A 24,456-nucleotide genomic window follows, 5' to 3' on the forward strand; every position below is an offset into this window, starting at 1 on the left:
CAGTGGAGTATTTCATGTAGTAATTGAAGTCAGTTACTTGCCTGAAGTGACCGAGCTCGTAGGCTGCTTGCGCTTGACAGTTTCCAAGTTAGAAATTTATAAATTCTGATTATATAAAAAAACTGCACCACCAATTGGGGGTGCAGTTCAAATCCATGCGTTTTTCAAATACTAGTAACCATAAACCAATATTTATTTTTGTTTAGAAACCTTCACTGCATTAAAAATACTCGCTCCAAGTCCGCCCCAAATAACAATCATACCGATAAACATCATAACAATGGCACTTCCACTCATTATTCATTTCCTCCTTTTCCTTCTGAAGAAGTAGGTAATTCTAAATCTTTTTCTCCCCATTTTAAAGAAGCAAAGACAATTCCTAAAACAATCGCTCCAATTGCAACTGCCCAACCTGAGAAGAATAGGAATGAAGTTGGATAACCTTCGTAATTTTCTTTAATATTATCGATCAAGTTCATTACAAACATGTAACCTAATACGATTGGTGTGATTACTCCTAAGCAAAATCTCCACCATAAGCCAGTTCTAAGATCCGACGTTGCATTCGCATGATCTTGAAGTGGTTTAAGGTTCTTTAAAAACCAAGAAACTGTAATAACTGATACAAGTCCTGCTAAAGCAACCCCAAACTGATTGATAAAATAATCAGCTGCATCTAGTAAAAATAAACCACCTTGTGTTGCAAATAGGAATGATATAAGCGCTGATAATCCACCACCTATACCTACAGCCTTCTTACGAGACACTTTGAACTTATCTTGAAATCCTGCAATAAATGTTTCAACAACAGAAATTAATGAAGATAAACCTGCAAATACTAATGAGCCGAAGAATAAAACACCAAACAACCCATTAAACCCTGGAAATGAGTTTAAAATTTGCGGGAAAACAACAAACGCTAAACCAATTCCAGCAGTTGCAACCTCATCTACTCCAACACCAGCTTGTGTTGCCATAAAACCTAATGCAGCAAACACACCAAAACCTGCTAATAATTCAACACTTGAATTACTAAAACCTGCGATAAAGGCATTGTTATTAATGTCAGCTTTTTTAGGTAAATAACTTGAATAAGTAATCATAATCGCAAATCCGATAGATAAACTATAGAATATTTGTCCGTATGCCGCTACCCAAACTCCTGGAGACATAATTTCACTCCAGTCTGGCTTAAAGAGTGTTTCTAATCCAAGTGCAGCTCCTTCTAATGTAAGAGCACGAATAACGATAAGTAAAAACATAATCATTAATGTAGGAATAAAAACACGGTTTGCAACCTCAATTCCCTTTTTTACCCCTTTAAATAAAACACCTAATGTAACGACCCAAACGATTAATAATGGAATAAATACTGACGGAACAACACTCCCAATCTGTCCTGGTGCTTCGGCCAAATTTAAGAAATCACCAAATAAAAATCCACCAGTATCTTCTCCCCATTTTAGACCAACTGCAAAGTACGTGTAAGCTAACGCCCATGCAATAATAACTGCATAGTATGTCGAAATGACGAATGAAATGGCCACTTGCCACCAACCAATCCATTCTGTTTTCTTGTTCATACGAGCAAATGTAAGTGGTGCCGAACCACGATATTTATGACCCATTGTAAATTCCATGATGAGAAGTGGGATACCCGCAGTTAAAAGTGCAAATAGGTAAGGAATAAAAAATGCTCCTCCACCATTATCATAAGCTACATACGGGAAACGCCAAATATTTCCTAAACCTACAGCGGAACCAACAGCTGCTAAAATAAACCCAGCCCTTGTACCCCATTGTTCACGACCTTCCATTTTACTACCACCTTTTCTTTTTGTGTAATATAATTTGTTATATTCCGAAAATTATAACCACCCTGTTAATAACATTTAGAAAATGAGTTCAATTACCAATTATTAGTTACAATATTCAGATTATTTATTATTTTTTTATTTTATTATTATCACTTTAATTTGTCAAAGAATATTTTTTCAAAATATTATATTAATTGACATTTTTCATTTATATTCGAAGTTTTTTTCAAAAAATACCACTTAAAAAAGATACTAAAGTTGAAACATGAAAGAGGGTGTAGAAATTCAGGAGATTGCTCACAAATGCTTGAACTCACATGTTTTCTTCCGGATCGTTCATATCCATGAACGGCGAACAATTCCTTTGGATCGCGCATATTTTTCATGAATCGTTCACATTTCCACAGATCGTGCATATTTTTCACGAATCGTTCACAAATCAAGAAAAGCTTCACAATCCTCCTGCTTCCATGCCAAATTTGCTTTTCGCACCTATCTTCCTGGTTACACGCAGAAATCACCTTCACAACATTAATCCTCATTACAGAATAAGCCCAAGTACTTACCATTAGTACTTGGGCTGTTAAACATTAAGCTCCTTTTAATACAGGAACGACTTTTTTCATAATTACTACTACGATCACAAATACTACTGCTGCAACTATGAAACCAATAACGGCACTACCTGTAAAGCCTAATACAAGATAGCCGACAATTGTAATTCCTGCAGTCATCAAAGCATATGGAAGCTGCGTTAATACGTGATCGATATGATGGCTACCTGCTCCTGTTGATGACAGGATAGTTGTATCTGAAATTGGAGAACAATGGTCACCGAAGATAGATCCAGCAAGTACAGCGGCAAGCACTGGCAACATCATTGAAATATCCGTGGCTGCTGCAATATCCCCTGCGATAGGTAGCATAATTCCAAATGTACCCCAACTTGTACCAGTTGAAAATGCCATAAATCCAGCTATGATAAACAAAATGACTGGTAAATACGCTAAGTTAAAATTTGTATCTTGAACTAAGCTTGCTAAATACGCACCTGTTCCAAGATCCTTAATAATAGAAATAATTGTCCATGCAAAAATAAGAATATAGATTGCTGGTAGCATCGACTTAATTCCAGCCCATAATCCAAATCCAATTTCACTTACGCCTAATTTTCTTGAGAAGCTTAAAATAAGTGTAACAGCCAAGCTTACTAAACCACCATAAAGAAGAGCTGCAGCTACGTCTGTGTTTTCAAAAATAGCTAAAATCGAGGTGTCACCTTCTGAACCATCAATTCCCGTTGTAATCATAAAGAAAACTGTTGCAACAATTAACGTTACGATTGGCCATATTAAATCGCCAACTTTTCCCTTTTTGGTAGATACATCTCCATGGTCACCTGGAACTGCTCCTTTTTTCTTGTCTACAACCTCACCTGTTTCAATTGCTCGTTTTTCATGTACACGCATTTGTCCAAGGTCTAATTTAAAATAAACGACGGCAATAACCATTAATATTGCAAAAATCGCATAAAAGTTCATAGGGGCGATTAACACAAATGCTTGTAACGCTTCCCACTGCGTCACACTATGTGATACTAAAATTCCACCAATAATTGTAATAATATAAGCTCCCCAACTTGATACAGGAGCAATTACACACATTGGAGCGGCTGTTGAATCCACTAAATAAGCTAACTTTGCTCTAGAAATACGGTGTCGATCCGTTAACGGCCTGCCTACGTTTCCAACTGTTAAACTATTAAAATAGTCATCAATGAAAATGATTACACCAAGTAGTACCGTAATGAGTTGTGCCCCTACTCTCGTCTTCACGCGAGAAAGTGCCCATTCTCCAAATGCACGACTACCACCTGTAATTGCAATCAATGATGCAATCATACCTAATAATAATAAGAAAAAGATAATATATAATTCCCACGAATTGATTGCACCATCGTCAATAAAAATTCCATCCACAATAGAGAAAATTTGGTTTACACTTTCCAAGAATACATTTCCACTATCATAATTAATCATGAATGCTCCAACTACAATTCCAACTCCAAGTGATAGTAACACTCGTCTTGTAAACATAACCATCACTAATGCTAAAATTGGTGGAAGCAGACTAAAAATCGATCCTTCCATCAAACTTTCCTCCCTTTTTTTGCAAACAAAAAGGCAGCACTAGAAAAACCTACTGCTACCTCCATCAGTAAACAACGGTCCTCACCCTAAACAACAGTAGTTCTCCACAATTATTTTGTGAAATAATAATTGTGACAGTGCTACATTTATTTAATGTAGCCCCAGCAATGATAATCTTGACTCTTATCACCACTTCGGCAAAACTTCCTTTCTGATAGTCTTCATCGTTGTCATTCTCTAACTATCTACTCATAAGTTTCGCGCCTCTACCCCACCTTTAGATGAGGCATTGCTTTATTTTATTTTTAACTCAATTATTATAGCAATATTATTAGAGTATAACAACCACTAATTTATACCACTACTACTATTTATTCACCAAGATCACCTGGTTGAACGATTGCTGGCATTGGCATATTCCCACCTTCTCCGCTTCCACTATAGAAAAATTCAGGTACAACTCCTGGAACAAATATACTCCCAACTAGAATCGATGTTTCAACTACTTGTGTGGTTGTCGAAAATGGAATAACGATCCGAACGTCAACTGTTATATCAACTAAATATTCAATTGTTGTGTTATTTATTCCGCTCGCTTCTAGATTTCTCCTCAATTGTGATTTTACATCTCCTATAGCTGTTAAACGAACAGGAACCTTTGGGCCTAGATGAGCAAGAAGGACATTATTAGTCGCTTGACCTAATGGAATCCAATGAATAATTCCATCTTGGAAATAAGGCTCACCATTATGTTCGATATCAATACTATCAGGAATGCTCAAATCTCTTATTTTTCCTAGTGCTATATCATTTAAATAACTTTGAACTCGATGAGTAGATTCATGTAAAACTCGATTAGCTACAATTGGATTAAAGGTTACAGATATGATCTGTCCAGAATTGTCTTGTTGAACTTCAATCAGTTTATCTATATCACCATTTTCTATTAATTTTTTATGAAGTGCTTGATTAATTGCAAGTGTTCCAATTCTTTGTGTTTCAGTATTGGCAATATCGAGGAGTGTTGGTCGTATCCCTTTCTCCACTATCCAAAGACCTTGTACCGACATAATACAAAAAATAATAAACGATATCAAAAATACATAGCGAAACGGAAGCGGACCTTTACGGGGTCGATACCTTCTCTTTTTAAACATTCAAAAACCCCCTTCACATACTAAATGTGTATGCAAAGAGGGACTGGTTCTTACCTAGAAATATAGAATTACACAGGATTTTTTAATTAGACTTTATAACCTGAGCAAATTTCTTAATCGGATTCATTTTGCAACTTAAAGTAAAAAACACACTAAACTTCAATCAATGAGAGTCATACTAACACTTATTTCTTTTCTACTCTCGTACCTTATCAAAAACTTGAAATTCATAAATGTAGCGATTTTTCTCATCTGGATCGTGAATTTCACTTGAGGTAAGCTGCCAATTTTCACCTAATTCAGGGAAAAATGTGTCTCCGCTAAAGCTCTCATGAATTTTCGTGATATAGGCGCGATCTACAAAAGGAAGAAACTGTTTATAAACTTCGGCTCCACCTATGACAAAAATATCCTGATCTTTCCCAATCTCTAACGCTTCTTCAACCGAGTGAATAACAAGACAGTCAGCAGCTGAAAAATGAATATCTCTAGTTAAGATAACGTTCGTTCGATTAGGAAGGGGTTTCCCAATTGATTGAAAGGTTTTTCTCCCCATGATAACTGTATGACCTGTGGTGACCTTTTTAAAGTATGCTAAATCAGCAGGTAAATGCCACGGCATTTTATTTTCGAATCCGATAACTCTATTTTCCCCGATTGCTACAATCAACGAAATCATACAGAAACTTCTCCTTTAATATGAGGATGGGGATCATAGTTCACTAATTCAAAATCTTCATATGTAAAATCAAAAACCGATTTTACATTTGGATTTAATTTCATTTTCGGTAATACTCGAGGCTCTCTTGTAAGTTGTAACTTTACTTGCTCAACATGGTTTAAGTAAATATGGACATCACCGAAAGAATGAATAAATTCACCAAGCTCTAAATCACATTCTTGAGCAATCATCATAGTTAATAATGCATAAGAAGCAATATTAAAAGGAACGCCTAGAAAAACATCGGCACTTCTTTGGTAAAGCTGACACGATAATTTGCCATCATTCACATAAAATTGGAATAAACAATGGCACGGTGATAACGCCATGTCATCTAATTCGCCTACATTCCATGCATTAACAATTAGTCTTCTTGAATCAGGATTTCGTTTAATTTCATCTATGACATTTGAAATTTGATCAATTGTCGTTCCGTCTGGTGCTGTCCATGAGCGCCATTGTTTTCCGTATACAGGGCCTAGGTCCCCATTTTCATCGGCCCATTCATTCCAAATCTTAACATTGTGCTCTTTTAAATATTGGATATTTGTGTCTCCCTTTAAAAACCATAAAAGTTCATGAATTATGGCTTTTAAAGAAAGCTTTTTTGTTGTAAGTAATGGAAAACCGTCTAATAAATTTGTACGCATTTGGTAGCCAAATGTACTAATGGTTCCCGTACCTGTTCGATCCGTTTTTTTTGCGCCATTTTCTAATATGTGTTTACATAAATCTAAATACTGCCGATCCATAACCAAACATCCTTTCTTTTTTTCGCTGAAGGATGTAAAATATTTGTCTTTAACATAATATATATTATTACATTCTACATCCTAAACTCTTCATTATTCTGTGCCAAGTCTCGCTTCGCATTCAATAATGGCAACGCTTCTTTCTTTGAGCAAGTCAACTTCATAAGGTTCAACTCTGTCACCGTTTTGTTCAAATACTCTAACGTGAGGTCTCATACTAAAATATTTATTTTGTTTTGAAACAACACCTTTTCTTCCATCATTTAAGTACACAGTAATACCGATTGGGTATATGGCAATTGTCCTACTGAACAATTCAACAATTGTTTTATCAAACAATGTTCCTGCACCAGAATATAATATTTCTAAACCTTCATGTGGGAGCATAGCTTTACGGTAAACTCGGTTAGAAGTGACCGCATCAAAAACATCGGCTACTGCTAAAATTTTTGCGTATAAATGTATTTCATCTCCAGAAAGTCCTTGAGGGTAACCCGATCCGTTTAATCTTTCATGGTGTTGAAAAGCACAATGAGCGGCTAATAATGGAATATTCGGTGCGTTTCGTAATAAATCATAGCCTGCGCGAGAGTGAATTTTTACTATTTCATATTCTTCGTCAGTAAGACGCCCATTTTTTTCTAAAATCTCTTTGGTTACCATAACCTTACCGACATCATGTAAGATAGCACCTAGACCTATTTCAAAAAGCTGCTTTTCTGAAAATTTCATTTTCATAGCTAGTCCAACTGTGTAGATCGTTACATTCAGTGAATGAGTGAAGACATATGAATCATAACAATAAACATCAGATAAAATAGAGATTACATCGTCACTACTTTTAATATCGTTTAATATCTTTTGGATAATATTGGAAAAGTCTTTACTTAAGTGGAGTGGGTTTAGTTTTTGACCAACGATATGGTGATTGGCAATTTCTTTAAACTCTTTTGTTATGGTATGAATTGCCTCTTTACGAGTCTCATCTGATATTACATTTTTTACGATAATGTCTTTCGTAATCTCGTCATCAACATATACGTAGCCGATCCCAAAATCAGATAGTCTACTTATAATCCGGTTAGATAATGGAATACCAGATTGAACAAGTACATTTCCATTATCATGTAATACCGGCTTACTTAAAATATCATTTTCTTTTAATGATCTTGTCGCGACTAATCTCATTGGCAATACTCCTACACTAAAAAATTGTTACTTTATTTTTCAAAAATATTATGTACGTAGACGTAAACTAGTATAACACGTGCGTATCCTTAAGTAACTATTATGTATTAGTTTAATTATATCCGACAACCTATCTATTGTGTTAATTTTTAAGTAACATCCTGTCATATTCACTTCTTTAGTCCTATTTTCCTCTAAAATTAACAAACAGTAAGGAGTATGCCCTCACTGCTTGTTTTAAAGCGTTTTAATGACTATATCATTTTTAATAATGCGTCTTTGCCCTTCATACCTGCTTTGATGCCTAATTCTTCTGCAGCTAATGTAACAGACTCTAACGGTGCATCTATTAATTGTTCAATCGTTCTTACACCAACAGCTCTTCCTGCAATAATTTTACGTTCCCTTAGCTTTTCATTGCTATTGAATAGGGCAACATCTAACGCACCACACATGATATAACCTTTATCATTTGTAACAGCCATAAAGTTTGTTTTTGGCAACTTCATTTGAACTGCTGTAAATTGATGACCGTCTATAATGATTGGTTGCATTTCAAGCATTATCTCACACCCCTAACCAGTCGTTATGGTTTTCAGGACGTTTAGTATAGTTCGCCCTCTCTAACAAAGTATGAAATCCAAGTAGAAAAGTGCAATAATACCTTTTGGCTAATAACCCAATTTTAAATACAAAGTTTATGATATGAGTTCAATGAGCTTGCTCTACAACTAAAGATCTGATGCAGATTCTTGAAGCTTCCATGCTATTAAATCTCTAAGTAATTCCGGCATGTAGTACTTTTTCACTTTTGCTTCTACTAGCGCTGGATAGAAATGGGCAAAGGCAAACATATCAATCGTAGCAACCTTATAGACACGGTCAGGTTCAATTTCATTACCGTTTATTTTTATGTTTGTTATATGCGATAATCCATCGTTAAGCTTTTTCTCTTCATATGTAACACCATCAAATACCATAATCCCCATTACACTTCCCCGAAAACCAAATCCTCGAATTTCCTTGAAAACCATCTTTTCAGAAAGAGAATAAAGAATTGTTTCCTTTAACACCTTTCCGCTAATTTCTAATTTACAAGGATTAATAGGATGTGGACAAATCCGATGTAAATCCGCTCTCGTCACAGCTCCAACTTTCAAGCCTTCGAGTAAAAGGCCTGAATTGATCATTCCAACCTCTGCACGACACCATTCTTTTACAGCGGTTGCCAGAAACGAGGCGAATGGGCTTGGTTTATCCCAGGAGATAGGTAATTGTTTTGTTAATGATAAAATCTCTTCGTCTAATATAGGTTGTTTCTGTTGTGAAATGGTCGTAATCTTTTCAACTGTTTGTTTACATGCAGGGTATTCATTCACATGTAAACACTTTGCCTGATAATTCAAAATTTGTTTATTTTGATGGTCATAGCTAAAAGATAACTCACCTACATATGTCCCAAATTTTCCTGCTTGATGAATGATTGTATTATTTATATATAAACCTTCTTCAAGGACATCATGAGTATGTCCCCCCAATATAATATCAATGTCATCAATTTGCTTTGCAACTTCTTCATCGAGATTTAGTCCTAAGTGCGATAATAGTATGACAAGATCGGCTTGTTCCCTTACTTCTTTTACTATGGTGGGTAACAATGCAAACGGATCTTCTATATTCCAATCTAACGCATCGTAAAAAGGACGAAACGGTATGGTCATTCCAATAACCCCAACTGTGAGATCATTAGGTAGTTTCATAATTTCGTATGGTTTTAGCCAACCTGGTCGTTTACCACTTTGATCGAATAAATTAGCAACTAACACTGGGAAATTGGCATCATCATATAGCTCATTTAATGCTTGTTTTGATATCGTAATCCCTTCATTATTACCAATCGTCACCGCATTGTAAGATACCTCATTCATGAGTAATACGTTGACTTTCCCAAGACTTGCTTCTGTTAATGGGTGAACTCGATCTGCGTGATCTCCGATGTCAAAAACTAATACTGATTCACCATTTTGTTCAAAACTCTTTCTTTTTTCCGTTAATAAAGAAACAATTTTGGGCCATTGTTCTAAACGACTATGTAAATCGTTTGTATGCAAAATATGAATAATAGAAGAACTCAAAGAAATCACCGCTTTAATTAATGTAGAATTTCAAAATGTAACAAGAAGACATTGAAGTCAGTAACTTGACTGAAGTGACCGAGCTCGTAGGCTGCTTGCGCTAGACAGTTTCCAAGTTAGAAATTTATAAATTCCGATTTTAAAATATAGATAAAAATCACCTCAAAAACCGTTAAAGGTTATTTTTCTTCAACCTTAAAAAAGGCCTTGGTAAATTAATCGAATACCAATTATGACCAGAAAAATTCTCAAAAGTTTTACAAGTGTGTCACTTTGAAGTCGCTGATTAATGAAAGCTCCTAATACACCTCCAAACCAAGCTCCAGGAATTAACGCTAACGCGTATAACCAATTAACATTACCTAAAGAAATATGTGTAATTGAGCTAACGATTGCAGATAAAAATATCAAAAACATCGAAGTGGCGACAGCACGATGAGGTGGAAAACCAAATAACAATATCATCGCTGGCACCATTAGTGAGCCACCGCCAATTCCAAATAAACCTGAGCACATTCCAACGATAAAAGCGATAGATAATGCTACTAACGGGTGATAGCCATACTCAACCGTTTCCCCAGCTTCATTTATGTATTCACGTTTGATTCCTTTCTTCGTAAGCTTTAATGGTTTTAAATACTTTCGTATCATTAATACGAACGAAATAAAGATAATAAAACTACCAAAGAAAATTAAGAAAACTCTTGGATCTATTCCATTATTAAAGTAAACACCTAATAGCGCACCTGGACCACTGCCAGCAAAAAATAACCATCCACTTTTTAAATCGACCGTCTTTTGCTTAACATAGGCTAACGTAGATGAAAGCCCTGTAAATATCATAATTAACAAGGAAGTCCCTACTGCCACTTGTGGAGTCACACCAGCCAATATACTTACATAGCCACTAAAAATCATTAAAGTAGGAACAACAATTATTCCACCGCCAAGTCCCATTAAGCTTCCTAACGTCCCTGCGACTAAACCAATTAAGGTCAAAAGTATCCATTCCATAATAAGCCAACTTTCTTTTTTAAAGTCAGCTTTAATTATGAATGAAAGATGTTTAATTGTCTATTTTTGAAGAAGTGCTCCCACGGACTGGATAAAAATGTTATTATGAGTAACAATCGCGTCGATATTCATGAGATCATGACTAAATGAATTTCACAATTACAAAAAACGTGCCGAACAAATCTGTATTTAGTCACAAACGTTTCAGCGTCACGATATATTATAGAATCTTTTGGACGAAAATAACGAGTAATGAAATTCATTCAACTTATTCTCCTAAACCTTAAAAAGTATCAGGGGGTCTTATTATGAATCAAACGAAAACAATCAAGGAATTGTATGTACTTAGAAGTATAGCTTGCTTAAGTGTCGTATTTCTCCATGCCATCGGAATTGGCTTAAGTTCTATTCCGACTAGCCAAATTAGTCACACTGCTTACGTATTTTGGGATTCGCTAAATATGTTGTTGTATTTTAGCACCCCAGTGTTTATCTTTATTTCTGAATTTTTATTGGCATATTCTTATCGAAATAAAAGAATTCCTTCAAATTTTCTAAAAAAACGTGCTAAGTTCCTTCTAGTACCATTTCTATTTATGGCTTTTTTCTATGCCATCCCTTATGCGACACCTTTATCTGAAGGAGTAAAAAAGTTTTTGCTAAATGCTGTTATTGGAGATTATCACGGATATTTTGTATTAATTATTTTTCAGTTTTATTTTTTACATTTACTATCTCACAAACTATTTAAAAAAATAAACCCTAAAATTGGTCTAAGTATTTCTTTATTTATTAATGTTGCCTATTTAAGTTTTTTTCATTTTATCGACCCATTAAACATTCCCTTTAACAATTATATTTGGGAGCGATTTTATTGGATCCCATTCTTCGGATGGTTTTTTTATTTTACGTTAGGTTTTTATTGTGGGCATTATTACGAATCGTTTATAAAACTGCTAGTAAAATACAAAGTCATCATTCTTTCTGCACCAATATTTACTAGTGCCGTATTATTATTTTTCTATCACTCAAACCTTTTAATGGTCCATAGCTCTAAACGTGTAGATATATTGCTCCATGCAACATTTGTTATGTTCTTTATTTATTACATAGCTTATCATATGAAGAAAATTCCAACTGTTTTTTTGACGGTAAGTAAATACTCCTTTGGTATTTACTTACTCCATTTTTTCTTTATACTAGCGTTTGACTATTTCTACGGATTTTTTTCTATTAAGCTAGGAGTTTCTTACATCTTTATTTTATTTTTCTTTAGTACTAGTAGTTCGATGGCAACTACATTTTATGTAAATAAGTGGCGATTCGGGAATTACTTAGTCGGACAGCTACCACAAAAAGTAAAAGAACAAATAGAACAAAACCAAGATATAAAAGCGTCCAATCTATGAAGATAGGGCGCTTTATTTATGGTGCTTTTGCATCTATTACGAGTTTCAATAATTGTAATCGTTCTTCTTGACTCACTTTTTGGGGCAACGATAGCCATGATTTTTGATTAGAATCTAGTCGATGAACAAAGACAAGGTTTAATGAAGGGATGATATCAATTGATTGTCCGTACCTGCCAACAGCAGAAATAAGCTTTCCACCCTCAAATTGACTTGGTTCAGCAACCCACCACATGTACCCGTAATCATATACATTGTTGCCAGGAACATGAGCTTGTATAGCTGTACTTTCTATCACCCAGTTTTCAGGGATAATCTGTTGTCCTTTCCAGTTTCCGTTTTGTAAGTAAAGTTGACCAAATCTCGCCATATCACGTGCTGACATTTGGAAAAGATATGACGGATGAAGGGACTTTTTAAACTCGTATTTATATTTTGTTTGCTCTAACGAGAAATCCTCCATACCAAGTGGTAGAGCAAGTTTCTTAAAAAATTCTTCAAACAAATCAGTACCTGTTTGTTTATTAAATATCGTTCCTAAAACATTAAAATCCCAATTATTATAATAAAAGAATGATCCTGGGGCAAAACGTCCTCTTATTGGACGTTTTCTTCTCATATTCCAGGATTCTTGACCAGACTTTAAAAACACACCAGATCGCGATGTTAATAAATCAACTACTTGAGCCTCTTTTTCTAGATCAGATAAAGGTTGAATTTCTTTTATATCCAACTCTTTTAATGTTGCGTGTAAATCAATCCCATTTTCATGGTGTATACCAAACAGAGCACTAAGAAAGCTTTTTCTAATCGAATGAACATTTGTATTTTTCGACACATCGCCCCACTCAAAAAGAACCTTCCCATCAACAATAGCAATAGCTGCGGTAGAATTTAAGGAATCAAAATATGTGCGTGCTTTCATTAATTTTTCTGAAGACCAACCAGCTGCTTCTAAAGAGTAGTGATACTCCCATGTAGATTCGTCATTTTTTACATTCGAAGTCGGTACGCTATCGTTACTATTTAAGCCTTTAAAGATAGATATAGGTATTATTGCACCAAATACGACGATGCCTATAACCACTAAAGTCTTCACTTTTAACACACCTTTTTATTTCAATTTAAAATTAGTTTAACAAACGTAGCCAGCGCATATCAAACTAAACTATTATCATCAAGTTCTTTAGCATTTTTTCGGGCAGAAAAAAATTTTTTTGTCTTAGTTTGTCGAAGTGCTTTCTTTATTTCTAAAAAGTAGTATAATCATCCTGTATATAAAAAAAGGGGGTAATACCAATGAAAAAAACTTTAAAATTATCAATCGCAACATTATTAATCGCTATGATGGCAGCTTGTAACACAGCTGACGAGCCAACAGAAACAGAAGAGCCAACAGATGTAGAACAATCAGAAACTGATGCACCTGAAGAAGAAGCAGATGAGGCTGAAGAAGGCGAAGAGCTAGAAGATGCTGAAGAAGAAGCAGAAGCAGATGAGGAAGAAGTAGACGAAGACGCTGAAGAAGAAGAAGAAGCGGCTGAGTAAACTTAGGTCACACGGGTCAATTAACAGAGAGATAAAAAAAGATAATTAAAAACAAAGAAATACAACTACTTAAATGAGAAGAAGGTGTCTAAAAGCATTAGCTTTTGATGACACCTTCTTTTAAATTAATCATTTACCGTTGCGATTATTTACATTAATAAACCGTTTCATAAAGAAACTTGATTGATTTGATATCAATGTTGATCGGTTCGTTCTGCTCTTTCATTTTTCTCGTTTTATTCTCATGAGCGGTCCACTTGATAAACTTTTCCTCTACTGCTGCATATGTGTATTCTTCAACAAATATCACTTGATCGACTTGCGATGTCGGTAAAGATTCTCCCCGTTGTAAATTAGCAACCACTTCAAATACAAATCCATTTTTCATTTGTTCTAACTCCTCTTTTTTCACCTATTAAAACTGTGCATTAAGTAATACTCAATGTTAATTATTTGTTGTATGATAAAAACCAATTAGATTGTTTTAATTAATAAGGAAAGTAAAATCTTTACATGTATCAGCCTAATCATAGGTTCCTCAATACTATAAATCTTATATATATTTTTTTGTAATCCGATTATAGAGTACAACTACTTAGATATGGATAATGTTTAGCAATGATTTGATTTCCCATTGCTTTTTTTCGACACAGTTTGACTCTATTTTACAACAAAAACAAACTCATAGGCTATGAAATTGATAAAAAAAAAGAAAATTCATCCAATTGGGCTAACAAGACAAACATTTACTACATATGGTTGTGAAAATAATAAAAGAGGGTGCTTCTTAACATGAAAACAACGGTGTACTACGATTACTTTGAAGGGAAACAGGTCCCTATATGGTTTGTAATATATATATACGGAGAAGTAAATTGGAACGATCAATATATTTACATACCAATCAATGCGCCTTTTGAAATTCTAGATAGGGGCAATTTTGACCCTGATGTACTTAGTGTATCCATTACTATGGGAGATTTAACAAGGCATTTAAAGCACCATTCAACAATTGGTATTTACTTACCTCGATTGAAGCAAGCTATCCATGATTTTGGCGGAAATGTGGATGAGGTTCAACAATTTATCATACAAGTAGCTGACGTTGAGGAGCTGCTGCAGTTTAACGTTATTCGAGAACATTTTGGATGGTAATTTCAATGAGGATAACCATACCGAGTCTGTCTGTCATAAAAATCAAGCAAGCAAAACATAATACTTAGTACGCTAGAAAAGTATATACGGCAATATAAAGCTGAACTTCAATCAGTGGGGGGGTTTCCTTCATCCCCCACTGATTGTTAGCTCAACTTATACCACGGGCATAAGAATAACTAATCATCAGCTTCACTGATGAAAGTTATTCTATATCGGACCTTTAGGGGCAGTTTATCCCCCACCTAAACTTCTCGATTTTCTTACTTTTTGAGGTGGGGGTCTTACTTGCCCCTTAAGAGTGGGATAAAATATGCGACGTACTTAAGTGAACTACCACCACTTAGCATAACTTAAAGTGAGAGACTTCTTTCAAAAATCGTTAAAAGGTTGAAAATACACCATGATGGTTTAAGAATTCTTTTACGCCCAAAAAAAGAAGTAATGCGCGTATTCGAGACTTAAATCCCTAATACGCGCACCTTTTTCTTTATCCGATTGAACCTTCCATCTCGAACTTGATTAGGCGGTTCATTTCTACTGCATATTCCATTGGAAGTTCTTTTGTAAATGGCTCAATGAAGCCCATTACGATCATTTCAGTTGCTTCTTGCTCTGAAATACCACGGCTCATTAAGTAGAATAATTGATCTTCTGATACTTTTGAAACTGTCGCTTCATGCTCTAACGTAATGTTGTTGTTAAAGATTTCATTGTACGGAATTGTATCAGACGTTGATTCGTTATCCATGATTAGTGTATCACACTCAATTTTTGATTTAGAACCATCAGATTTACGACCAAAGTGGCAAATACCACGATACGTAACTTTTCCTCCGTGTTTAGAAATTGACTTAGAAACAATTGTCGATGAACAGTTAGGTGCTAAGTGTAAAACTTTTGCTCCTGCATCTTGGTGCTGTCCTTTACCAGCGATAGCGATAGAAAGGATTGTTCCTTTTGCTCCTTCACCTTTCATGACAACAGCAGGATATTTCATCGTAAGCTTTGAACCAATATTTCCATCTACCCATTCCATAGTTGCATTTTCATAGGCTACAGCACGTTTTGTAACTAGGTTAAAAATGTTTGGAGCCCAGTTTTGGATCGTTGTATAACGGCAATAAGCGTTTTTATTAATAACAATTTCTACTACCGCACTGTGTAGTGAATTTGTTGAATAAACAGGCGCTGTACAGCCTTCAACATAATGCACAGATGAATCTTCGTCGGCAATGATTAACGTCCTTTCAAACTGTCCCATATTCTCTGAGTTAATACGGAAATATGCTTGAAGTGGAGTCTCACATTTTACTCCTTTTGGTACGTAAATGAATGAGCCACCAGACCAAACCGCAGAGTTTAAAGCAGCAAACTTATTATCCGCAGGTGGAATAACTGTTCCAAAATATCGTTTGAAGATTTCTTCATTTTCACGAAGCGCAGAGTCTGTATCTTTAAACACAACCCCTAGTTCTTCTAAATCTTCTTTCATGTTATGATAAACTACTTCTGACTCGTACTGAGCAGAAACCCCTGCTAAATACTTTTGTTCAGCTTCTGGGATACCTAGCTTATCAAATGTATTTTTAATTTCTTCAGGAACTTCATCCCAAGATTTCTCTGACTTCTCTGAAGGCTTTACGTAGTACGTAATGTCATCAAAGTTTAAATCCGCTAAGTCTCCGCCCCATAAAGGCATAGGCATTTTATAAAATTGCTCTAATGATTTTAAACGGAACTCCAACATCCACTCAGGTTCTTTTTTCATTTTTGAGATTTCCTCAACAATTTCCTTTGTTAAACCTTTCTTGGAGCGGAAAATGGATACGTCTTTATCAGAAAAGCCATATTGGTATTCTCCTATTTCAGGCATTTTTTTTGCCATCGATAAACCCTCCTTAAATTTCAAATTTCTTTTCAAGGATTTTAAAGCAACAACAACTTGTTATTTTAAGATCCTTTTCTCCCATAAGCGTTCGGGTTTAATTGAAAACTTACATTCTAGTCTTCGCTATTTAAACCTTTTTCCATTGCTTTCCAAGCTAATGTCGCACATTTTATTCGAGCAGGGAATTTACAAACTCCTTGTAGAGCCTCGATATCACCAAGATCAAATTTGTCTTCGTCATATTCTTTCCCTTGCATAATATTTGAAAAGATTTCAGAGATCGTTAGCGCCTCTTCTACAGTTTTACCTATAACGGTTTGCGTCATCATCGATGCTGATGAAAGACTAATCGAACAACCTTCGCCAACAAATTTCGCATCAGCAATTTTTCCGTCTTCTACCTTCATCTGAAGCTGAATGCGATCACCACATGTTGGGTTGTTCATATTAATTGTAAGGGAATCCCCCTGCAATTCACCTCGATTACGAGGGTTTTTATAATGATCCATAATGACCTGACGATAAAGGTTATCTAAATTAGCTGAAGACATTACCGAAGTACTCCTTTGTTTTTATTAATGCTTTTACAAAAGCATCGATTTCTTCTTCTGTGTTATAAAGATAGAAGCTAGCTCTAGCTGTTGCACTTACATTTAACCATTTCATTAAAGGTTGTGCACAATGATGACCGGCACGTACGGCAATCCCTTCAGAATCAAGCACTGTTGCAACATCATGAGGGTGAACATCATCACAATTAAACGTAACAACACCTGCTCTTTTTTCAGGGCCATAAACCGTTACTCCTTGAACTTCACTTAAACGTTGCAAGGCGTACTGAGCAAGTTTGTGTTCATGAGCTGCAATCGTATCTAAACCGATTTCTTCTAGGAAATCAATAGCCGCACCTAATCCTATTGCTCCTGCAATGATTGGTGTACCACCTTCAAATTTCCATGGAAGTTCTTTCCACGTTGACTCTTGTAAGCCAACAAAATCGATCATTTCCCCACCAAACTCAATTGGTTCCATTTTATTTAACAGTTCTTTTTTACCGTAAAGTGCACCAATACCCGTTGGTCCGCACATTTTGTGTCCAGAGAGAGCAAAGAAGTCACAATCTAAATCTTGAACATCAATTTTCATATGCGGTGTACTTTGTGCCCCATCCACGACCATGATCGCTCCATTTTTATGAGCAATTGCAGCAATTTCTTTAATAGGATTTATCGTACCTAACACGTTAGAAACTTGCATCACTGAAACAATTTTTGTGTTTTCAGTCACTACCTTTTCGACGTCTGTTAAATCAATCGTTCCATCATTTTGTAAAGGAATATATTTCAACGTAGCTCCAGTACTTCGAGCAACTTGTTGCCAAGGAATGATGTTTGAATGATGTTCCATAGGTGTTATAACTATTTCATCACCAGGGCCTACATTTGCCCGTCCGTAACTCGAAGCAACTAAATTAATCGCTGTCGTTGTTCCTCTAGTAAAAATAATCTCTTCTATTGAATTTGCATTAATAAATTTTTTTACCTTTTCCCTTGCACCTTCATATCCATCTGTAGCAAACGTACCTAGAGTATGAACGCCACGGTGAACATTCGAGTTATACTTACGATAATACTCATTTAACTTCTCAATAACCTGAACTGGTTTTTGAGATGTAGCTGCACTATCTAAGTATACTAGAGGCTTACCATTAACTTCTTGGTCAAGGATTGGGAACAGTTTACGGACTTCATGAACATTCATTAGTTTACTTTCCTTTCTATCACTTCAATTAAACGCGTTTTCACAGCTTCAACTGGCATTTCTTTTACTACTGGTGCTAAGAAACCATGAATAACAAGGCGTTCTGCTTCTTTTTTCGAAATACCACGGCTCATCAAGTAGAACATTTGCAGTGGATCAATACGACCAACACTAGCAGCGTGGCCTGCTGTAACATCGTCTTCATCGATTAATAAAATTGGGTTTGCGTCTCCACGAGCTTTTTCGCTTAACATAAGTACACGCTCTGTTTGTTCACCATTTGATTTTGAAGCGCCGTGTTCAATTTTTGAGATACCATTAAAGATTGAACTTGCACTATCTTTCATTACACCGTGAGTTAACATTAACCCTTCAGAATGCTTACCATAGTGAACAACATGAGATGTAAAGTTTTGGCGTTGCTCTCCAGTACCTACAGACACCGTCTTTTTATCTGTAAATGAACCGTCACCGACTAAAAACGTTTTGTTTTCACTAACCGTATTTCCATCATTAAATTGACCTAATGCCCAAAGGATTTTTGCATCACGCTCAGCATGACCACGACGAACCACGTACGTCGTAACACCTGTAGAGAAATTATCTACTGCTCCAAAAGATACACTCGCACCTTGTAATGCATATACTTCTGCAATAACATTCGCTACTGCAGGTTCATTATCTTCAGAAACGTAATTCTCAACATAAGTAACTGAACTATTTTCATCAGCTACAATTAAAACATGATTGAAAAGGCCAGTATTCCCACTTACTGAGAAAACAGCTTGTAACGGGATTTCTACTTCTACATTTTTAGGAACGTAGATGAAAGTCCCTCCGTTCAATAAAGCTGCGTGCATCGCAGTTAATTGATTTTCATCTTGTGATACTGCTTCTTTCATGAAGTATTTCTCAACAAGATCACTATGCTCTTTTAATGCAGTAGCAAAATCCGTAAAAATAACACCTTGCGTTTTTAATGTTTCAGACAGCTGTGCAAATACAAGTTTTCCATTTCGCTCAGCTAGAACATTTTGATCTGCTTTATCGTTCGGTATAAGACCTTTAATAACTTCTGGTAGTTCACCTTCAACTGGTGCAAATTTATGCTGTGAAAATTGAGTGAAATTCCATTTTTCAATTTTTGTTTTATCTGGTTTTGGTAATTCCTTCGTTCCAACTAATTCTAAAGACGAAATACGAGAGTTTAGAAACCATTCAGGCTCATTGGCGTCTTTAGAGAGGTTGGTAATGTATTCACGATCAAATTGTAGCTTTGTATCCACTGACATACTAAATTCCCTCCTCTAGTTAACCAATTATGCTTCTTGACCTACTGTTTCGTCTTCAATTCCTAGCTCTTCTTTAATCCAGTCATACCCTTGGGCTTCTAAACGCTCTGCTAATTCTGGACCACCAGATTTTACGATACGGCCTTGCATCATAACGTGAACGAAATCAGGCTTAATATAATTTAATAGACGTTGGTAGTGAGTAATAATAAGACAACCAAACTCTTCTCCGCGCATTGCATTTACACCATTTGCAACAACTTTAAGAGCATCGATATCAAGTCCAGAGTCAATTTCATCTAAAATGGCGATTTTGGGCTCTGTCATTAATAATTGAAGAATTTCGTTACGCTTCTTTTCACCGCCCGAAAACCCTTCGTTTAAGTAGCGTTGAGAATATTCCTCATCCATTTCTAAAATGTTCATTTTTTCATCTAATTGGCGAATAAATTTCATTAAGGAAATTTCATTTCCTTCACCACGTTTTGCGTTAATTGCTGAACGTAAGAAATCAGCTGTAGTAATACCAGAAATTTCACTAGGATATTGCATAGCTAGAAATAATCCTTCACGAGCTCTCTCGTCAACTTCCATTTCTAATAAGTCTTTCCCGTTAAAAGAAACTTCTCCACTTGTCACTTCGTATTTTGGGTGTCCCATTAATGAGGAAGCAAGTGTCGACTTACCAGTTCCGTTCGGACCCATAATCGCATGGATTTCTCCACCTTTTACTTCAATATTAAAACCTTTTAAAATTTCTTTTCCTTCAATAGCTACTCGAAGGTCTTTTACAGTTAAATTTGGTGCTGTCATCGCAGTTCCCTCCATATAAACAATGTTTAATTTAAACGACTATACTGGATAATCGATACATTCTCAATCTATTCTCATTACAATCTTATAACAAATAGAATTCTACTTCAAGCATGTTGCATTGTTTTTCCGAAACTTTTTATACCCTTATGTTTAGAAAGTAGGTTTTTATTGTAAAAAGTAATAAATATTTACTTTTCACAATTGATATTTTACGTATAGTTTCATAAAACATGTATCTAAACAAACAATTAATTATTTTAGAAAAAAACGAGAGCTTAATTTCTCAATTAGCTTATTCCAAATAATAATCAATTATCATTGATTAATTGAGAAAAGTCTACCCCTTTGATACATTTTCTTCAAAAGAATCTGCAGTTGATAGTTGTTATCAATTAGACTTAGTTTTCACCTTTACTTATGTTATTTATAATTATTATAAAGTTTGCTGACCCTGTATTACTAAGCAAAGCATAAGAAAAGCGCAAGCGCCTTGGTCACGAGCAGCTGCTCCTGTGCCACTCCGTTTGCTCGTCGCAAAGCCGCTTCGTAGTAATCCAAGTAGTAGCTTCACTGGGGCGGCCTTTGACAGAAGCCGCTCTTTGGCTTCCTACGTGCTTTTAGCGTCTTCTAGTATTGCTTCGTAGTAAGCTTCCTCGAAGCAGTGTTTTGTGCGACGAGTAATCGCAGGAGCAAAGCTGCATGAAGCTATTCTAAGAGGTTATTCAAGTAGTTATTGAAGTCAGTTGCTTGACTGAAGTGACCGAGCTCGTGGCTGCTTGCGCTAGACAGTTTCCAAGTTAGAAATTTATAAATTCTGATTACATAATAAAAAGCGTGTGAGAATTGCTTCTCATCACGCCTTTATTTTAGGGATATAATCGTTTAGTTATTTCAAGCCTGATACTAGCGCTAAACTTTTTTGATAATCCTTTTCTCTTTTTCTTTCTACTTTTAAAAGATTTTCTAATTTAAGGTTGTACTCAGCGTATCCCATTCCATGCGTTTTTTGCATCGCTTTTTCCATCTCACTTGTATGCCTTGTTTTCATCTGGTGGATAATAAATCACCCTTTCAAATTATTACGTACAATTAATATAGTAGCATGGTAACTTTATTACGACAAAGTGTGTTTTGTGTGAAATTATTTAACATTCTGAATTCTTACCTTGTCATATGATCCTATCGCTCTTTTTTTTAGAAAAGCTTCCATTTTCTTTGTTTTTCATGTATAGATTATATTTTTTTGCGCTTTTTTGTCTATTAAGCCCCTAGGTATTCGAGTTAATTTATTTTTTGACTGAACTCATTATAACAATCGAAAACGAGTGTTACAGCTTGACTCATTGCAGCGCCACCACCAAAGGCCCCTGTTACTCCAATCGCTTCGAAGATTTCCTCCTGCGTACATCCTTGATCAATACAGCCTTTTGTATGATAAATAATGCAATATTCATCTTGAGAATAAATACTTATTCCAAGAGCAATCAGTTGTTTTTCCTTTTGTGTTAATTTTCCTTCAGCAAAACACGCTTCTGTAAAAGCGTTAAACTTCCTTGCGATCTCTGGCATTCTCTCTGTAAAATTCCCTAACCCTAGCTTATAGTCGTGTAGTATCATTTCATACGAACTCATATTCATTTCATCCATCGTAGCAACTCCTTTGAATTTTTTCAAACAACCTTATTATTAGTTACGGTGAAGAGAACTATTTTAACAATCAGAACTTTTCTAGACACAAAAAAAGCCCTATTTAACACCTTTGTTAACAGAACTTTAAGTATACACAATATTATTCTTTCTTTAATCCCCTAGCAAATACTTTAACACTATGCTCAATAAAGGCATCTAAAGGTACGCTAGCTACTTTTTTCCCTGAAATAAATTGCGCTGAGAAGTAGCCTAAATTCATCGTCATAAAACTAAATACTACAACTTCAATATTTGTATCAATAATCTTACCTCTTTTTTCCATTTCAGTTAAATAATCTACTAAGAATTTTTTCATTAACCTTGGATTTACTGTTAGCGTTTCTGATATTTCATCATGAGTACCACTCTCTTTATATGCTAATAGGACAACTTTTTTATTTTCACTCATAAAATTCTGATATGTTCGACTAACATTTGCAAGGTCAGTTTCAAGGTCATAAGTTACTTCGTTATTAGTAAATAGTTTTTCAGAATGAAATGCACAAGTATATGTTTTAATAACAGCATCTAAAATTTCTTGTTTATTTTTAAATTTTCTAAATAAGGTCATTTCTGATAACCCTGCGAATTGAGCAATTTCTTTAGTAGTGGTTGATGAATACCCTTTTAAGCTCATTAAATTAATAGCAGCATTAATAATTTTCTCTCTTGTTTCTTGTGGCATAATCCTTCCCTCCAAAAATCCAGCCCTAAACATTTGTTTCATTTTTAACATAACATAGTTTAATAAGTGAAAATGTGTCTATAAATGAAAAGATATCTTAACTTCAAGTTATTATTAGATACTTGAAGTTGACGGTGAGATATAAAAAGGAACTAGCCTATTTATATAGACTAGCTCCTTTTCCTGTGCCACCTAGGCCTATAGATAACTCGTTCTAGCTTCGCTAGAACATCGAAAATTCAGATGGAGTCTCAACTCCACCTGAATGTAAGTTCCCACCTACGCTACGCTTAAAGGTGGAGGGCTATGTTCCTTAAAGTAAAAATCAGTTTAATTAATTAGCAGGTACTACGTCTCCGCCCCATCTTTCTAAGATGAAGTTTGTGATTGCTTCTGATTGTAGTACTTCAACTAACTTTTGGATTTCTTCGCGCTCTTCGTCCCCACCACGTACAGCAATTACGTTTACGTATGGGTTGTTTTCTGGACTTTCTAAAGCAATTGCATCTTGTCCTGGGCTTAGTCCAGCACCTAATGCAAAGTTTGAGTTAATAAGAACTGCGTCCCCTTCACCATTTAAATATGCTTGTGGTAATAATGAAGCTTCTACACGATCTTGGAATTTAAAGTTTTTCGGATTTTCTTCAATATCATCAAGAGTTGCTGTAATACCTACACCTTCAGCTAATGTGATTAAACCTTGTTGCTCAAGCATCGCTAAAATACGACCATGATCCGGAATCGCACTACTCATAATAATTTCTGCACCTTCTGGAAGTTCGTCTAAGCTTGCCCACTTTTGTGAATAAATACCGATTGGCTCAATATGAATACCACCTGCATTTACAAAACCATAATCTTCTTGCTCATTTTGCGCTGTTAAATACGGAATATGTTGGAAGTAGTTTGCATCTAACTCTCCATCGGCTAAAGTCTTATTTGGTAGTACATAGTCTTGGAAACGGCGTACTTCAATTTCAATGCCTTCTTCTAATAAAAGAGGTGCTGCTTCTTCTAAAATTTCAGCATGTGGTACGTTAGATGCACCAACTACTAATTTTACAGTTTCTTGATCAGTAGCTTCTGTCGTTTCTTCTGTATCTCCTGTTGTATCTGTTTGGTCTGCTGGTTGCTCATCTGCTGCTGGACCACAAGCAACTAATGCTAGTGATAAAAATGCAGCACTTAAAATTCCTGCTAATTTTTTCATTTTATTTACCCCTTTCAATACTTTCTTTTTTTATTATTTACTCTCTTCTTTAATTTTAAAAGAGAA

At 35.3% G+C, this 24,456-nt stretch carries 25 protein-coding genes and 1 riboswitch; of the genes, 3 read left to right on the forward strand and 22 right to left on the reverse strand.

Going from position 1 to position 24,456, the window contains the following annotated elements; genetic code table 11:
- Positions 1-192: 192 nt before the first annotated feature.
- The 10 genes from BKP45_RS21720 to BKP45_RS15045 form a co-directional block, all read right to left on the reverse strand.
- Complete coding sequence (locus tag BKP45_RS21720; protein ID WP_084788005.1) at positions 193-297, reverse strand: methionine/alanine import family NSS transporter small subunit; 105 nt, start codon at positions 295-297, stop codon at positions 193-195.
- Positions 297-1,817: a sodium-dependent transporter gene (locus BKP45_RS15000; protein ID WP_071390511.1), complete on the reverse strand. Its 1,521-nt coding sequence runs from the start codon at positions 1,815-1,817 to the stop codon at positions 297-299. Before BKP45_RS15000 ends, BKP45_RS21720 begins: the two co-directional genes overlap by 1 nt.
- A 590-nt stretch (positions 1,818-2,407) precedes the next feature.
- Positions 2,408-3,967, reverse strand: coding sequence for a Na+/H+ antiporter NhaC family protein (locus BKP45_RS15010; protein WP_071390513.1), 1,560 nt, complete (start codon positions 3,965-3,967; stop codon positions 2,408-2,410).
- An 89-nt stretch (positions 3,968-4,056) separates the two neighbouring features.
- A riboswitch (Lysine riboswitch) is annotated at positions 4,057-4,244 on the reverse strand.
- Between the two features lie 94 nt (positions 4,245-4,338).
- Positions 4,339-5,124: a sporulation protein YunB gene (gene yunB, locus BKP45_RS15015; RefSeq protein WP_071390514.1), complete on the reverse strand. Its 786-nt coding sequence runs from the start codon at positions 5,122-5,124 to the stop codon at positions 4,339-4,341.
- A gap of 196 nt (positions 5,125-5,320) precedes the next feature.
- Complete coding sequence (locus BKP45_RS15020) at positions 5,321-5,803, reverse strand: dihydrofolate reductase (protein ID WP_071390515.1); 483 nt, start codon at positions 5,801-5,803, stop codon at positions 5,321-5,323.
- Positions 5,800-6,597, reverse strand: coding sequence for a thymidylate synthase (locus BKP45_RS15025; protein WP_071390516.1), 798 nt, complete (start codon positions 6,595-6,597; stop codon positions 5,800-5,802). Before BKP45_RS15025 ends, BKP45_RS15020 begins: the two co-directional genes overlap by 4 nt.
- A 93-nt stretch (positions 6,598-6,690) precedes the next feature.
- A complete protein-coding gene (locus BKP45_RS15030) occupies positions 6,691-7,785 on the reverse strand; it encodes an HD-GYP domain-containing protein (protein ID WP_071390517.1) in 1,095 nt (364 codons plus the stop codon).
- Between the two features lie 254 nt (positions 7,786-8,039).
- Positions 8,040-8,348 carry a YunC family protein gene (locus BKP45_RS15035; RefSeq protein WP_071390518.1) on the reverse strand — a complete coding sequence of 103 codons (309 nt, stop codon included), beginning with the start codon at positions 8,346-8,348 and terminating at the stop codon, positions 8,040-8,042.
- Between the two features lie 168 nt (positions 8,349-8,516).
- A complete protein-coding gene (locus tag BKP45_RS15040; protein ID WP_245747525.1) occupies positions 8,517-9,920 on the reverse strand; it encodes a bifunctional metallophosphatase/5'-nucleotidase in 1,404 nt (467 codons plus the stop codon).
- Between the two features lie 195 nt (positions 9,921-10,115).
- The gene (locus BKP45_RS15045; RefSeq protein WP_071390519.1) at positions 10,116-10,934 is read right to left on the reverse strand and encodes a sulfite exporter TauE/SafE family protein; all 819 of its coding nucleotides are present in this window, start codon (positions 10,932-10,934) and stop codon (positions 10,116-10,118) included.
- A 308-nt stretch (positions 10,935-11,242) separates the two neighbouring features.
- On the opposite strand from BKP45_RS15045, the gene BKP45_RS15050 reads away from it, so the two are divergent.
- Positions 11,243-12,343, forward strand: a complete 1,101-nt coding sequence (locus BKP45_RS15050) for an acyltransferase family protein (RefSeq protein ID WP_071390520.1) — start codon at positions 11,243-11,245, stop codon at positions 12,341-12,343.
- A gap of 16 nt (positions 12,344-12,359) precedes the next feature.
- Here BKP45_RS15050 and BKP45_RS15055 read toward each other — a convergent pair whose 3' ends face one another.
- Complete coding sequence (locus BKP45_RS15055) at positions 12,360-13,442, reverse strand: serine hydrolase domain-containing protein (RefSeq protein WP_245747528.1); 1,083 nt, start codon at positions 13,440-13,442, stop codon at positions 12,360-12,362.
- A 200-nt stretch (positions 13,443-13,642) separates the two neighbouring features.
- Here BKP45_RS15055 and BKP45_RS15060 point away from each other — a divergent pair, with 200 nt between their 5' ends.
- Positions 13,643-13,891 carry a hypothetical protein gene (locus tag BKP45_RS15060; protein WP_071390522.1) on the forward strand — a complete coding sequence of 83 codons (249 nt, stop codon included), beginning with the start codon at positions 13,643-13,645 and terminating at the stop codon, positions 13,889-13,891.
- A gap of 154 nt (positions 13,892-14,045) precedes the next feature.
- On the opposite strand, the gene BKP45_RS15065 is transcribed toward BKP45_RS15060, so the two are convergent.
- Entirely contained in the window at positions 14,046-14,279 is a 234-nt protein-coding gene (locus BKP45_RS15065; RefSeq protein ID WP_071390523.1) for a hypothetical protein, read from the reverse strand.
- Positions 14,280-14,683: 404 nt separating this feature from the next.
- On the opposite strand from BKP45_RS15065, the gene BKP45_RS15070 reads away from it, so the two are divergent.
- The gene (locus BKP45_RS15070) at positions 14,684-15,046 is read left to right on the forward strand and encodes a hypothetical protein (protein ID WP_071390524.1); all 363 of its coding nucleotides are present in this window, start codon (positions 14,684-14,686) and stop codon (positions 15,044-15,046) included.
- A gap of 490 nt (positions 15,047-15,536) precedes the next feature.
- Here BKP45_RS15070 and sufB read toward each other — a convergent pair whose 3' ends face one another.
- From sufB to BKP45_RS15110, 10 genes are all read right to left on the reverse strand, one after another.
- Complete coding sequence (sufB, locus tag BKP45_RS15075; RefSeq protein WP_071390525.1) at positions 15,537-16,934, reverse strand: Fe-S cluster assembly protein SufB; 1,398 nt, start codon at positions 16,932-16,934, stop codon at positions 15,537-15,539.
- A gap of 116 nt (positions 16,935-17,050) precedes the next feature.
- Positions 17,051-17,488: a Fe-S cluster assembly sulfur transfer protein SufU gene (gene sufU / locus BKP45_RS15080; protein WP_071390526.1), complete on the reverse strand. Its 438-nt coding sequence runs from the start codon at positions 17,486-17,488 to the stop codon at positions 17,051-17,053.
- On the reverse strand, positions 17,475-18,698 hold the full coding sequence (locus tag BKP45_RS15085; protein WP_071390527.1) for a cysteine desulfurase: 1,224 nt from the start codon (positions 18,696-18,698) through the stop codon (positions 17,475-17,477). The genes sufU and BKP45_RS15085 overlap by 14 nt, the downstream gene beginning before the upstream one ends.
- Entirely contained in the window at positions 18,698-19,990 is a 1,293-nt protein-coding gene (gene sufD / locus BKP45_RS15090) for a Fe-S cluster assembly protein SufD (protein WP_071390528.1), read from the reverse strand. The genes BKP45_RS15085 and sufD overlap by 1 nt, the downstream gene beginning before the upstream one ends.
- A 27-nt stretch (positions 19,991-20,017) precedes the next feature.
- Positions 20,018-20,803, reverse strand: a complete 786-nt coding sequence (gene sufC, locus BKP45_RS15095; protein WP_071390529.1) for a Fe-S cluster assembly ATPase SufC — start codon at positions 20,801-20,803, stop codon at positions 20,018-20,020.
- Between the two features lie 436 nt (positions 20,804-21,239).
- On the reverse strand, positions 21,240-21,377 hold the full coding sequence (locus BKP45_RS22655) for a hypothetical protein (RefSeq protein WP_169824138.1): 138 nt from the start codon (positions 21,375-21,377) through the stop codon (positions 21,240-21,242).
- 315 nt (positions 21,378-21,692) lie between these two features.
- Positions 21,693-21,854 carry a hypothetical protein gene (locus BKP45_RS22660; RefSeq protein WP_169824137.1) on the reverse strand — a complete coding sequence of 54 codons (162 nt, stop codon included), beginning with the start codon at positions 21,852-21,854 and terminating at the stop codon, positions 21,693-21,695.
- A 233-nt stretch (positions 21,855-22,087) separates the two neighbouring features.
- Entirely contained in the window at positions 22,088-22,453 is a 366-nt protein-coding gene (locus BKP45_RS15100) for a carboxymuconolactone decarboxylase family protein (RefSeq protein WP_071390530.1), read from the reverse strand.
- Positions 22,454-22,595: 142 nt separating this feature from the next.
- Positions 22,596-23,180: a TetR/AcrR family transcriptional regulator gene (locus BKP45_RS15105; protein ID WP_071390531.1), complete on the reverse strand. Its 585-nt coding sequence runs from the start codon at positions 23,178-23,180 to the stop codon at positions 22,596-22,598.
- 334 nt (positions 23,181-23,514) lie between these two features.
- Positions 23,515-24,390: a MetQ/NlpA family ABC transporter substrate-binding protein gene (locus tag BKP45_RS15110; RefSeq protein WP_071390532.1), complete on the reverse strand. Its 876-nt coding sequence runs from the start codon at positions 24,388-24,390 to the stop codon at positions 23,515-23,517.
- Between the last annotated feature and the right edge of the window lie 66 nt (positions 24,391-24,456).

Source organism: Anaerobacillus alkalidiazotrophicus (assembly GCF_001866055.1).

Coding starts and splice junctions, on each gene's coding strand:
- BKP45_RS21720 (WP_084788005.1), bottom strand. CDS start 297: ATGAGTGGAAGTGCCATTGTTATGATGTTTATCGGTATGATTGTTATT.
- BKP45_RS15000 (WP_071390511.1), bottom strand. CDS start 1,817: ATGGAAGGTCGTGAACAATGGGGTACAAGGGCTGGGTTTATTTTAGCA.
- BKP45_RS15010 (WP_071390513.1), bottom strand. CDS start 3,967: ATGGAAGGATCGATTTTTAGTCTGCTTCCACCAATTTTAGCATTAGTG.
- yunB (WP_071390514.1), bottom strand. CDS start 5,124: ATGTTTAAAAAGAGAAGGTATCGACCCCGTAAAGGTCCGCTTCCGTTT.
- BKP45_RS15020 (WP_071390515.1), bottom strand. CDS start 5,803: ATGATTTCGTTGATTGTAGCAATCGGGGAAAATAGAGTTATCGGATTC.
- BKP45_RS15025 (WP_071390516.1), bottom strand. CDS start 6,597: ATGGATCGGCAGTATTTAGATTTATGTAAACACATATTAGAAAATGGC.
- BKP45_RS15030 (WP_071390517.1), bottom strand. CDS start 7,785: ATGAGATTAGTCGCGACAAGATCATTAAAAGAAAATGATATTTTAAGT.
- BKP45_RS15035 (WP_071390518.1), bottom strand. CDS start 8,348: ATGCTTGAAATGCAACCAATCATTATAGACGGTCATCAATTTACAGCA.
- BKP45_RS15045 (WP_071390519.1), bottom strand. CDS start 10,934: ATGGAATGGATACTTTTGACCTTAATTGGTTTAGTCGCAGGGACGTTA.
- BKP45_RS15050 (WP_071390520.1), top strand. CDS start 11,243: ATGAATCAAACGAAAACAATCAAGGAATTGTATGTACTTAGAAGTATA.
- BKP45_RS15060 (WP_071390522.1), top strand. CDS start 13,643: ATGAAAAAAACTTTAAAATTATCAATCGCAACATTATTAATCGCTATG.
- BKP45_RS15065 (WP_071390523.1), bottom strand. CDS start 14,279: ATGAAAAATGGATTTGTATTTGAAGTGGTTGCTAATTTACAACGGGGA.
- BKP45_RS15070 (WP_071390524.1), top strand. CDS start 14,684: ATGAAAACAACGGTGTACTACGATTACTTTGAAGGGAAACAGGTCCCT.
- sufB (WP_071390525.1), bottom strand. CDS start 16,934: ATGGCAAAAAAAATGCCTGAAATAGGAGAATACCAATATGGCTTTTCT.
- sufU (WP_071390526.1), bottom strand. CDS start 17,488: ATGTCTTCAGCTAATTTAGATAACCTTTATCGTCAGGTCATTATGGAT.
- BKP45_RS15085 (WP_071390527.1), bottom strand. CDS start 18,698: ATGAATGTTCATGAAGTCCGTAAACTGTTCCCAATCCTTGACCAAGAA.
- sufD (WP_071390528.1), bottom strand. CDS start 19,990: ATGTCAGTGGATACAAAGCTACAATTTGATCGTGAATACATTACCAAC.
- sufC (WP_071390529.1), bottom strand. CDS start 20,803: ATGACAGCACCAAATTTAACTGTAAAAGACCTTCGAGTAGCTATTGAA.
- BKP45_RS22660 (WP_169824137.1), bottom strand. CDS start 21,854: ATGAAAACAAGGCATACAAGTGAGATGGAAAAAGCGATGCAAAAAACG.
- BKP45_RS15100 (WP_071390530.1), bottom strand. CDS start 22,453: ATGGATGAAATGAATATGAGTTCGTATGAAATGATACTACACGACTAT.
- BKP45_RS15105 (WP_071390531.1), bottom strand. CDS start 23,180: ATGCCACAAGAAACAAGAGAGAAAATTATTAATGCTGCTATTAATTTA.
- BKP45_RS15110 (WP_071390532.1), bottom strand. CDS start 24,390: ATGAAAAAATTAGCAGGAATTTTAAGTGCTGCATTTTTATCACTAGCA.